This is a genomic window from Streptomyces sp. NPDC007875, from assembly GCF_042868035.1.
Classification (GTDB): Bacteria; Actinomycetota; Actinomycetes; order Streptomycetales; family Streptomycetaceae; genus Streptomyces; species Streptomyces antimycoticus.
In genome coordinates, this window is record NZ_JBIADZ010000009.1 from 54883 (window position 1) to 66256 (window position 11374).

General features: G+C 69.4%; 11 protein-coding genes. 5 read left to right on the top strand and 6 right to left on the bottom strand.

The genetic code is table 11. The features are described from left to right. Window positions 1–9: 9 nt before the first annotated feature. On the bottom strand, window positions 10–1620 hold the full coding sequence (locus ACFYOY_RS20015) for an MFS transporter (RefSeq protein ID WP_351887600.1): 1611 nt from the start codon (window positions 1618–1620) through the stop codon (window positions 10–12). Between the two features lie 222 nt (window positions 1621–1842). Here ACFYOY_RS20015 and ACFYOY_RS20020 point away from each other — a divergent pair, with 222 nt between their 5' ends. After that, on the top strand, window positions 1843–2466 hold the full coding sequence (locus ACFYOY_RS20020) for a TetR/AcrR family transcriptional regulator (protein ID WP_388588442.1): 624 nt from the start codon (window positions 1843–1845) through the stop codon (window positions 2464–2466). A gap of 213 nt (window positions 2467–2679) precedes the next feature. After that, on the top strand, window positions 2680–3324 hold the full coding sequence (locus tag ACFYOY_RS20025; RefSeq protein ID WP_351887606.1) for a TetR family transcriptional regulator: 645 nt from the start codon (window positions 2680–2682) through the stop codon (window positions 3322–3324). A gap of 50 nt (window positions 3325–3374) precedes the next feature. Here ACFYOY_RS20025 and ACFYOY_RS20030 read toward each other — a convergent pair whose 3' ends face one another. Next, entirely contained in the window at window positions 3375–4016 is a 642-nt protein-coding gene (locus tag ACFYOY_RS20030; protein WP_351887609.1) for a CE1759 family FMN reductase, read from the bottom strand. Then, window positions 4013–5134, bottom strand: a complete 1122-nt coding sequence (locus ACFYOY_RS20035; RefSeq protein WP_388588879.1) for an LLM class flavin-dependent oxidoreductase — start codon at window positions 5132–5134, stop codon at window positions 4013–4015. Before ACFYOY_RS20035 ends, ACFYOY_RS20030 begins: the two co-directional genes overlap by 4 nt. 244 nt (window positions 5135–5378) lie before the next feature. Between ACFYOY_RS20035 and ACFYOY_RS20040 the strand changes: the two genes are divergently transcribed. After that, window positions 5379–6005, top strand: coding sequence for an RraA family protein (locus ACFYOY_RS20040; protein ID WP_351887612.1), 627 nt, complete (start codon window positions 5379–5381; stop codon window positions 6003–6005). A gap of 64 nt (window positions 6006–6069) precedes the next feature. Here the strand turns inward: ACFYOY_RS20040 and ACFYOY_RS20045 are convergent, their stop codons facing one another. Further along, window positions 6070–6813: a flavodoxin family protein gene (locus tag ACFYOY_RS20045; protein WP_351887615.1), complete on the bottom strand. Its 744-nt coding sequence runs from the start codon at window positions 6811–6813 to the stop codon at window positions 6070–6072. Window positions 6814–7125: 312 nt separating this feature from the next. On the opposite strand from ACFYOY_RS20045, the gene ACFYOY_RS20050 reads away from it, so the two are divergent. After that, window positions 7126–7776 (top strand): disulfide bond formation protein DsbA, encoded by a 651-nt coding sequence (locus ACFYOY_RS20050; protein ID WP_388588447.1) that lies wholly within the window; start codon window positions 7126–7128, stop codon window positions 7774–7776. Window positions 7777–7934: 158 nt separating this feature from the next. Beyond that, window positions 7935–8483 (top strand): dihydrofolate reductase family protein, encoded by a 549-nt coding sequence (locus ACFYOY_RS20055; protein ID WP_351887620.1) that lies wholly within the window; start codon window positions 7935–7937, stop codon window positions 8481–8483. Here the strand turns inward: ACFYOY_RS20055 and ACFYOY_RS20060 are convergent. Then, complete coding sequence (locus ACFYOY_RS20060) at window positions 8458–9873, bottom strand: serine/threonine-protein kinase (protein ID WP_388588449.1); 1416 nt, start codon at window positions 9871–9873, stop codon at window positions 8458–8460. The two genes, ACFYOY_RS20055 and ACFYOY_RS20060, sit on opposite strands and share 26 nt — an antisense overlap. A 588-nt stretch (window positions 9874–10461) precedes the next feature. Beyond that, complete coding sequence (locus ACFYOY_RS20065; protein WP_388588452.1) at window positions 10462–11202, bottom strand: alpha/beta hydrolase; 741 nt, start codon at window positions 11200–11202, stop codon at window positions 10462–10464. Window positions 11203–11374 lie beyond the last annotated feature (172 nt).

The window sequence follows — 11374 nt, forward strand, 5'->3', positions numbered from 1 at the left end:
CGTCCGGGGTCAGCCGACCTCCGCGGGCTCCTTCACGGCCTCTTCCGTCTGCTCCTTGCCGTGCTGGGGGGCGGCGGCCTTGCGGCCGGGCAGGACGGCCAGGACGATCAGGGCGCCGGCGGCCATGATGATGCCGCCGATGAGGCTGGTGTGCGCGACACCGTGGGCGAAGGACTCGTGCACCGCGTCCACCAGCGCCTGAGCCTTCTGGGGGCCGCCGCTCGGGCTCTTCGCGATCTGCTCGGCGACCGCGAGGCCACCGCCCACCGACTCCTTCGCGACGTCCATGGCGTTGTGCGGGAGCTGGTCGCCCACCAGGTCACTCAGCTTGCCCTGGTAGGACGTGCTGAGCAGCGAGCCCAGAAGGGCGATACCGAGGGAGCCGCCGAGCTCCAGCGAGGTGTCGTTGGCGCCGCCGCCGACGCCCAGTTCGGCCTCGGGGAAGGAGCCCATGATCGTGTCGGTCGCCGGGGAGACGCTGAGGCCGATCGCGAAGCCGAGCAGCAGCAGCGACGGCAGGAAGTCGGTGTAGTCCGAGCCCTTGCCGATCTGCGTGAGCAGGAACACGCCCACGGTGCCGATGACCATGCCGGGCACGACCATGGCCTTCACCCCGAGCTTCGGGGCCAGCTTCCCGGTGACCGCGGCACCGACGAACACGGCACCGGCCAGCGGCAGCAGACGAACGCCGGTCTCCAGGGCGTCGTAGCCGAGGACGAACTGCAGGAACTGGGTGGCGTAGTAGATCGAGCCGAAGGTGCCGAAGAAGAAGAACAGCACCGCGAGCATGGAGCCGCTGAAGGCACGCAGTGTGAACTTGCGGACGTCCAGCATGGGGTGGGGGTGCTTGAGCTCCCAGAGGGCGAAGGCCACGAAGCCCACGCCCGCGACCACGGCCGCGGTGACCGGGCCGGCGCCCCAGCCGAAGTGCGGGCCCTCGATGATGGCGTAGACGAGCGAGCCGACGGAGACGATCGAGAGCAGACCGCCGATGTAGTCGATCCGGCCCATGTCCTTCGCCTTGGACGGCGGCACCAGGAGGAGTGCGCCGATGACGGCGACGACCGCGATGGGCACGTTGATCAGGAACGTGGAACCCCAGGCGTGGTCCCGCAGCAGCCGGCCGGCGACCACGGGGCCGACGGCGATGGCGAGGCCGGAGGTCGCGGTCCAGGCCGTGATGGCCCGTGCCCGCTCACGCTTCGGGAAGATCGCCACCAGCAGGGACAGGGTGGCCGGCATGACCACGGCGGCGCCCACGCCCATGATCGCCCGGGCGGTGATGACCAGGTTGGTCTCGTCGACCTGGCTGCCCATCACCGAACCGCCCGCGAAGATCAGCAGGCCCGTGATGAGGGCGCCGCGGCGGCTGTACTTGTCGCCGATCGCGCCGAGCACCAGCATCAGCGCGGCGTAGGGGACGGTGTAGCCGTCGACGACCCACTGCAGGTCGCTGCTGCTGAGGTGCAGGTCCGTGGTCATGTCGGGCGCGGCGACGATCAGGGACGTGTTGGCCATGACCACGATCAGCAGGCTCAGGCACAACACGATCAGTGCCCACCAGCGCCGTGGGTAGTGCCCGGTCATCTTCTCGACCGGGGTGTTCGCGACGAGCGGCATCGGAAGCTCCTAGGAGGGCGAAGCGGCGGGCTTCGGGAGTCGGCAGGAGCGGTGCGGGCTGCTGCCTTGGCACCGAGGACAGTTACTTGCCCATGGATGTGCAGACTAGTTTATTGCCCATCGGTGTGCAAATATTAATTGCTCGCCGATGTGCAAGCAGGTGGACCCGCGCGAGGCGGCCCTTGGACCCCGCGAAGCGGCCCTGGTGAAGGAGGTTCCGCCGTGCCCACCCCACGAGTCCTGCCGGCCCTCGGGTGTCGCCGGACGCGCACCACACGGACCCGCATCCTCGAAGCGGCCCGCCGGGAACTGGACCGCGATCCCGACAGCAGCCTGCGCGACATCGCCGAGGCCGCCGGGGTGTCGCGCCGTACCGTCTACGGTCACTTCGCCGGGCGGTCCGCGCTGGTCGAGGGCCTCGTGGCCGACGCCGCGCAGGCCCTCCGGGAGGCGCTCACCGCGGTCGCGCTCCCGGCCCCCGACGCCGCCACCGCTCTGGCGCGCTTCGTCCTCACCCTGTGGCCGGTCGGCGACCGCTACCGCATGCTGCTTCGGCTCGCCCCCCAGGACCTGGGCGTCGAACGGGCCGACGTCCTCGCCCCCGCCCGCGACATGGCCACGGCGATCATCACAGAAGGCCGGCGGCAGGGCGTCTTCCACACCAGCCTTCCGCCGCCCGTGCTCAGCCGCGCCGTCGAGGCACACGTGCTGGCGCTCCTGGAATGCGTGAACACCGGCACCTGGACCGACGACGGCACACGCACGGCCGCCGCCGCCCTGATCGCCGTGGGGGTCGACGGCGACCTCGCCGCCACCCATGTCCGACGGCTACGCCACCCCGCGTGAAGCGCATGCTGCCGGGCGCGTACTCGGCCACCGGAAGCTGCGACCTGGCGGGACACCGGAAACGCCACACGACCGGCACCGTCGAAGCAGGCCCGGTGCGGTGGCGGCGGTCCGTGTGCCGGAAGCGATCCCGGATCGCGCGGAATGCCGCGTGTCAGAATGGACGTGCCGCTCCTGTCCGCCGTATCCGCCGTACCGCCCCCGAGGTTGTCCGTGACCAAGCCCGCTGCCCGCGTCCCGCAGCGACGCAACGCGCGCTCCAACCGGGCGCGCATCCTGGCCACGGCCCGCAAGGAACTCGGCCGGAACCCGGACATCACACTGGAGGAACTGGCGCGCGCCTCCGGTGTCGTACGGCGCACCCTCTTCGGTCACTTCCCCGGGCGGGTCGCGCTGCTCGAGGCGCTGGCCGAGGAAGCCTCCGAGGCTCTCCGGGACGCGGCGGTGGCCGGAGTGAAGTCCAAGGGGCCCGCCGAGCGGGCGCTCGCGCACTTCGCGTTGTCGATGTGGCCCGTAGGCGACCGCTACCGGATGCTCCTGGCGCTGGCCCGGCACGACCTGGGCGCGGAACGCGTCGCCGAGATCATCAAGCCCGCGCGCGACGAGGTCACGTCCATCCTGGAGCGCGGACAGCGGGACGGCGTCTTCCACACCCATCTGCCCCCCGCGGTGCTCAGCGCGGGCCTGGAAGCGCTGACGGTCGCTCTGCTGGAGCAGGTCAACACGGGGGCACTGGAGGACGACGGCACCCGAAGCGCCATTGCCATGCTCATCGCGGCCGGTGTGCCCGAGAAGCAGGCATGTGCCGTGGTCGGGGACGTCGCCGCCACGGTCACCGTGGAGTCCACCGCCGACTGAGCCGTCGCACGGCGACGTGGACGACGGGCCCGGTGCTGGGGGCAGCGAGGTTATGCCGGATCCGCCGGCCGGCCGGGGCCCACACCGGTGGTGTCGCCGAGCAGCCGCTGCATGGAGGCGAGATCTTCGTCCGCCGGTTCGCGACGTACCCGTGGACCGCAGGCGCGCAGCAGACGGGAGAAGTCGGCCGCGGCGTCGGTGATGCGTTCCGCCAGGGCGGCCCCGGACTGGGAGCCGAAATCGCTGGTGGCGGCGTAGACGGCACGGGGGGAGACGATCGCGTGCAGATAGGTGAGCATCGGGCGCAGCGCGTGTTCGAGAACGAGCGAATGCCGCTCGGTTCCGCCGGTCGCGCCGATGAGGACGGGCAGGTCCGAGAGCGTCTGTTCCGGCAGTACGTCGAAGAAGGACTTGAACAGCCCGCTGAAAGAGGCGTTGAAGGCGGGTGTCACGGCGATGATGCCATCGGCGTCGGCGACCGTTCGGAAGGCGGATTCCAGTTCGTCCTTGGTGAATCCCGTCAGCATCGCGTCCATGATGAGGTGGCCCAGGGGGCGGAGTTCCACGAAGGACGCCTCGACGTGTTCGCCGTGTTGTTCGAGTTCCTTGGTCACAGCCGTCACCAGCCGGTCCGCGAGGAGTCGCGTCGAGGACGGCTCGCGCAGACCGCCGGTGATGATCGCCAATTTCATCGCGCTTCCGGACCCTCTTCATCGTCGGGCTGCGGCTTTTCCTTGCCCCTGCGGGCAAGGAGCAGGGACTCATGCGTCGGGGCCGGCGGGACGTCGGCCGGCCTGCCGACGGCGAATTCCTTGCGGAGCACCGGCACCACTTCCTCACCGAGCAGATCGAGCTGTTCGAGCACCGTTTTGAGGGGGAGACCGGCGTGGTCGATGAGGAAGAGCTGGCGCTGGTAGTCGCCGGTGTAGTCGCGGAAACCCAGCGTTCGCTCGATGACCTGGGCCGGCGAGCCGACGGTCAACGGCGTGAGCGTCGTGAAGTCCTCCAGCGAGGGGCCGTGTCCGTAGACCGGGGCGTTGTCGAAGTACGGCCGGAACTCGTCGACCGCCTCCTGGCTGTTGCGACGCAGGAAAACCTGCCCGCCCAGGCCGACGATGGCCTGTTCCGGGGTGCCGTGACCGTAGTGCGCGAAGCGCCGGCGGTACATCTGAACCATCGACTGCGTATGGGAGGTGGGCCAGAAGATGTGGTTGGCGAAGAATCCGTCGCCGAAATAGGCCGCCAGCTCCGCCACTTCGGGGGTGCGGATGGAGCCGTGCCAGACGAAGGGCGGGACGTTGTCCAGTGGCCGCGGCACCAGAGTGAAGCCCTGCAGGGAGGAACGCAGCTTGCCCTCCCAGTCCACCACCTCCTCGCGCCAGAGACGGCGCAGCAGGCCGTAGTGTTCGACGGTCAGGGGGACGGCCTGGCGGATGTCCTGCCCGAACCACGGGTAGACGGGCCCGGTGTTTCCTCGTCCCAGCATGACGTCCGTACGGCCGCCGGACAGGTGCTGGAGCACGCTGAAGTCCTCGGCAATCTTGACCGGGTCATTGGTCGTGATCAGCGTGGTCGAGGTCGACAGGATGATGCGCTCGGTCTGCCCGGCGATATAGCCGAGCAGCGTCGTCGGCGAGGAGGGTACGAAGGGCGGGTTGTGGTGCTCGCCGGTGGCGAAGACGTCGAGTCCGACCTCCTCGGCCTTGCGCGCGATGGCGACGGTGGCCCGGATACGCTCCGCCTCGGTGGGGGTTGTCCCTGTCGTGGGATCGGCCGTGACGTCACCGACCGTGAAGATGCCGAATTGCATCCCCAGCGCTTCGGACGAGTCCATACGGAACTCCCTCCGGATCTGCTGTCCGGGTTGTTCATAATTCTCCCAGTGTTGCGGCCGCCATGCAAAAAACACGTGCCTGCTGAGGAGGGGCTGACCTCGGCGCTCCGCGCCTCGTCATCAAGCTGCCGTGGTACGGCCGCGTGGCTAGCATTGGCCACATGGTGTGTCCGGTATAGGGGCGATCGTCCGGTGCTGCGATGAGAGGGAGGAAGTGACGATGGCCAGCGATCTGAAACCCGTGCCCGACCGCGTGTCCTGCGCATCGCTGGTCGACGCCATGGGTCGGGTCCACGATCACCGGTCGCATATCGTCGGCCTCGTCAGCCCCGCGCCACGCAAGCTGTTCGGCCCGGCGGCCACGATTGCCTATCTGCCCTACCGCGACGACGTCCCGCACGCCGAATTCGGCGATCTCTTCGGCCAGGCGGTGGGCGACCGTCCGGCGGGCACCGTGCTGGTGCTGTCCAGCGGAGGCTATCCCGACGTATCCCACGGCGGTGGAACGAAGCTCTCCAGGCTCGAACACACTCATGCCGCTGGAGTCCTGGCGGACGGGCGGCTGCGCGACTTCGACCAACTGGGCGCCTACGGCTTCGCGACCTGGTGCCGGGGAGAGGCGAATCGCTGGGGCGGCGACATCGCCATGCCCTATGCCGTCAACGTCGCCGTGGAAGTGGGCGGCGTATGCGTGGTCCCCGGGGACTACGTTTACGCCGACGCCAGCGGTGCGGTCGTGGTCCCGGGCGGAAGCCTGCGGCGGGTGATCGACGAAGCGCTGAAGGTCGAGGCCGAGGATGCCCGCATCGCGGAGGGGATCCTCGGCGAGTACCGGGCGCCCTCGTGAGGCACCGATTCTCGTCGAGCGGCCGGGCCGGCCTGCGGCCCTCTCGGAGAGATCCTCGGCAACCTCAGCGGTAGTCGGGGTTGGGGTAGTCGAAGCGGCAGCCCGCTTCCCACTCGGACCGCTGGTTGCCGTGGGCGGGGATGCCGTCGGCACGCTTGAGCATGGCCCCCAGATGCATCAGGTTCCAGGTCATGAAGGCGGTGTTGCGGTTGGTGAAGTCGTTCTCCGGGCCGCCCGAGTTCGGGTCCAGGTACGACGGCCCCGGTCCCGCCGCGCCGATCCAGCCCGCGTCGGCCTGGGGCGGGATGGTGTAGCCGAGGTGCTGGAGGCTGTAGAGGACGTTCATCGCGCAGTGCTTCACACCGTCCTCGTTGCCGGTGATCAGGCAGCCGCCGATGCGTCCGTAATAGGCGTACTGACCCTTGTCGTTGAGCAGACTCGAGCAGGCGTAGAGACGTTCGATCACCCGCTTGGTCACCGAGCTGTTGTCGCCGAGCCAGATCGGCCCCGCCAGCACCAGGATGTCCGCCGCCATCACCCGCTCGTACAGCCTCGGCCAGGCGTCGGTGGCGAAGCCGTGCTCGGTCATGTCCGGGTAGATGCCCGTCGCGATGTCGTGGTCGACGGCCCGGAACTCGTCTGTGGCGACGCCGTGCGCATCCATGATCGCGCGACTTCTGTCGACCAGCCCCTGGGTGTTGCTCTGCTGCGGAGAGGGTTTGAGCGTGCAGTTGATGTACAGGGCGGTCAGGTCGTCGAAGCGGTACGCGTCATCGGTCGGGGTGGCGGTGGATGGCGACGCTGCCATGGGGGCTCCTCATGCGGGACTGCTGGTCCGGCGGGCCGGGCCACGCTCAGCAGCATCTCGCGAAGATCGCCGTTTGTCTCCTTACGACTCATTTAATGCGTGTTTATGCACTTCGGCAGATCAAGCGGCGGATCGACGCGAAGGAATCGCCAGGGCGCTGTCCGTCACCTTTCTCGCGGGCAACTCCCGTACCGTCCTTGCAGGTTGACAGGCATGGGCAGGGCGACCGCACCGGCCGGTGCGGTCGACGCGCCGGAGGTACCCCGCACTCCGGAACGGCTCCGTGCTCACGCGAGCGGTGAGGAGCACGCCATGACGACGACAGCGACCGTGGATTTCTGGTTCGACCCCGCCTGCCCCTACACCTGGCTGACGTCGCGGTGGGTGGTGGAGGCGGCCACGGTCCGGCCCCTGGACGTGCGCTGGCGCGTCATGAGCTTGGCCGTGCTCAACGAGGGCCGTGACGACGATCCCGAAGGGGACCCCGAGGGCTACCTGTGGGTGCCCGTACGCATCTGCGCCGCCGTCCTGCGGCAGTACGGTCAGGAAGGGCTGGGTGCGTTCTACGCCGCCCTCTGGGCCGATCGCGGTGACGGCGGCGCCAAGCGGTGGATGAACGATCCCGGGGTGGCGCTGGCCGACGCCGGACTGCCTCCGGAGCTTGCCGAGGCCGGGTCCTGCGGCGACTACGACGGCGCGGTGCGCGCTTCCCACGCCGAGGCCATCGCTCTCCTCGGCCCTCATGTCGGCACTCCGGTCGTCGCCGCCCCGGACCCGGGCGGTGACCCCGACGCGCGGATCGCCTTCTTCGGGCCGGTGCTGTCCCAGGTCCCCCGGGGTGAGGAGGCCGGCCTGCTCTGGGACGCCACCTTGCTGGTCGCGGGTGCCCCCGGCTTCCATGAACTCAAGGGCGCACCGGCCGATCCGTCCCCCGACGTGAGCGGCTGGGCCGGTCGGCCGTGAGCCGGCGGGGCGTACTCCTCAGCCCTTCCTCATCGCACGCAAGGCCGCCGGCACCACGGTGCGAACGGCGTCGCCGAACCGATGAGTTCTCTCACTCCGGCCGGTCTGCACTCTCGACACGTTGACCACGCGCCATGGACCGGCAAGGAGCAGTGACCGTGCGGAAGATCATCGAGCAGGCGGTAATCACCCTGGACGGCCAGATCAGCACGCCCCAGAACTGGCTCCCCACGCGGTGGGCCGGCGAGTTCGAGCAGCTCTCCAGGGACCTGCTCTTCTCCGTCGACGCGCTCCTCTACGGGCGGGTCAGTTACGAGAACCACGCCGAGGTGTGGCCGACCATGGCGGAGGCGTTCGGCGACTACGCGGTCCGGATGAACACCATCCCCAAACACGTGGCCTCGCGCACCCTCACCGAGGTGAAGTGGAACGCCACGCTGCTCGGGGACGACGTCGTCGACGCCGTACGCAAGCTGAAGGAACAGCCGGGCGGCGACATCCTCAAGGTCGGCACCGGCGGCTCGTTCAGCCGGACACTGCTCGGGCACGGGCTGGTCGACGAGTATCTGTTCTGGCTGTTCCCGGTGATCGCCGGCAGCGGCGAACGGCTCTACGACGGGATCGACACCACGGACTTCGACCTGATCGACGTCAAGCGGCTCACCAACGGCGTCCTCGGCCTCACCTACGTTCCGACCGCCCGCTGACACCACCGTGCCCTGCCGCGCGACGGCACCAGTGTCCTGTGGACGGAAGCGAGGCCATGACCACGGCGGCGATCGCCAAAGCGGCCGTCAGCGGGCCGACGACGTAGGCGATCAGTTCGACGTCCGGTGGCCCACCCACCACCTCGTATTGCACGCTGGCGCTCAGATTGTGCAGAGCCGCCACGCCACCGGTTGTCGCGATCATCCGGCGACCGGCCATCTTGTGCTGGAACAGCAGCAGCGCGCCCGTGGCGAGCATAACCAGCTCGACGATGCCTATCGCCATATTCACCACGATCAACCCGGTTGGCGCAGAGTGATCTTGGACGTAGTCGATGGTCTTGGAGACCATGAACATGAGCCCTGGAAGGCACAGCATCGCCAGCGTAATCGCGGCAGTCGCGGTCTTGCGCGCCGTGGATGTGGGATCTCCCGGCGGGATCGACGTCGTGCCTGACGTCGTGCCGGACGTGGTCCCGGACATCGTGCCGGGCAGCGTCGGAGGCAGGGTGGTCCCGCCTCCTGGTGGCGTGCGCCCTGGTGCGTGGTCGAGTTGCCGCAGGGCCTGGGCGAGGTCGCCCGCGTTCCCGTACCGCTGGTCGGGATCCTTGTGCAGCAGGGTCAGCACCAGGTCGTCCCAGGCGGGTGGGATGTCCGGGGACACCGAGCTGGGCGTGGGCGGTTCCTGGGTGAGGTGGGCCGAGAGGTAGCCCACGGTGTCGGGAGCCGGAAACGGCAGCCGGCCCGTGATCAGCTCGAAGAGCAGGCATCCGAGCGCGTACAGGTCGCTGCGCGGCTCAGGGAAACCGCGGGCCTGCTCAGGGGCCATGTACGGGGGCGTGCCCACGATGAAGCCGGTCCGGGTGAGACGGTCCGCGGTCGCGTACGGGTCGGCACCGCGCGCGACACCGAAATCGAGGACCTTCACGATGCCGGAAGGCGTGATGAGGATGTTGGACGGCTTGATGTCCCGGTGCAGGACTCCGGCGTCGTGGGCCTCTGCCAGCGCGTCACATATCTGCGCGCCCCACCGAGCCGCGTCCCGCGGGCTGATGACACCTCGGCGCAGCATCGCGTCCAGACCCTCGCCCCGGACCAGCTCCATCACCAGGAACGGGGCCTTGTCACCCTCGGCGCCGGTCTCGCCCAGGTCGTGGATGGTCACGATGTTGGGGTGCTGGAGCCGGGCGGTGATCCGGGCCTCACGCAGGAACCTGGCGCGGGCCTCGTCGCCGTGGCTACCGCCACCGGCCAGCAGCGAGATCACCTTGACGGCGACGCGTCGCCCGAGCGACTCGTCCTGCGCCTCCCACACCTGCCCCATACCGCCCTCGCCGAGCTGCCGCACCAACCGGTAACGGCCCCCCAGTAGCTCATCCCGCACAGCCACGCCTCCCCGTTTCGACCACTTCAGCCCTCCCACCGGCGAACCGGCGCATCGGGATCATCGCGCAACCACGCGGATGCCGCCTAGTGGGTCCGCGAGAGTCTGGGCGATCATCGCGCGGGCCCCGTACGCGAACGACCCGCCGTAGCCGCCGCAGCCCTCGCCCTCGGCCGGGTTTCGCGGCGCTGGGCAAAGCACTTCAGCTCGCCGGACAAGGCGCCGACGCTTCAGCGACGCCGTCGCCGACAGCACACCGACACGGATGCGCATGTCGGAGCGGTGTACTGACGCGCTCACCCGCGAGCACCTGATCGAGAGCTGCCGGCGAGCTGCTCGACGCGGGCGGCGGGTGCGGTGGGTGCGGGTCCCGACGCGGATGTCGGCGGTCGGGGTGTCCGGCGCGAGGGCGAGCGGGAACGGGGTGCCGCGCCGCCCCGACCGGCCGGTACCGACGATGGCCGGTACCGCCACGATCGGGGCGGTGGTGCGTCTGCCGGCCACCGCCCATTGAAGAGGGCCGGGGTCGGTCCTCGATGAGCGGCATGCCGGCCGACATCAGCTACCGTCTGCTGCCGGTCTGACGGCCCGGCCTCACTTCAGATGTCGGGTGAAGAACTGGGCCGCGGCGTCTCCCGCGAACTGCGGGACGCCGGTGTGCCCGCCCATGTTGGCGTGCAGGGACTTCTCCTTGGAGCCGAAGGCGTCGAACAGGTCCAGGGCCGCCTGCCGGTCGTTCCTTTCGTCGTCCCACTGCAGCAGGACGTGCAGTGGAATAGTGACCTGCCGGGCCTCCTCGAACATGGCGCGAGGCACGAAACTCCCGGCAAAGAAACCGGCGGCCACGATGCGCGGCTCGACTACCGCCAGTCGGATGCCGATGGAGATCACTCCCCCCGAGTACCCGACCGGGCCGCCGATCTCGGGCAGCGAAAGGAGGGCGTCCAGGGCGGCCTGCCATTCCGGGACCGCCTTTTCGACCAGCGGGAGGATGAGGGCGTCGACGATCTCGTCGCTGACCGTCTCGCCGGCGTCCAGCACCCGGCGCAGGTCGGCGCGGGCCTGCTCGGCGGCGGGCCAACGGGGCCGGTCGCCGCTTCCGGGGAGCTCGATGGTGGCCGTGGCGAAGCCCTCCGCCGCGGAGTGCCGGGCCCGGGCCACCAGTCGGGGGTACATCGTGCGCAGCCCGAGGGGAGGGTGGCCGAGCAGGATCAGCGGCACCGGTGTGGATGCGGACGCGGATGCGGGTGTCCACAGGGTGCCGGGGATCTCGCCGAGGGTGAATTCGCGCTCGAAGACGCCGTCGTCGAGGCGCTGTTCGGAAGTGAATTGCATGGTCGTGCCTTTCGGGAGTGCGCTTGAACGGCGCTCCCGGACGACCTATCGCCCGACCGTGACCCCGGAGGGGAGCACCCATGTCGATACTGTGTTCACGGGTACCACCTCCTCGTTCTCTCGCACGGCCTCCGGAAAAGTAGCAGTGCCCGCTGTGGTCCGCCAACGGGTT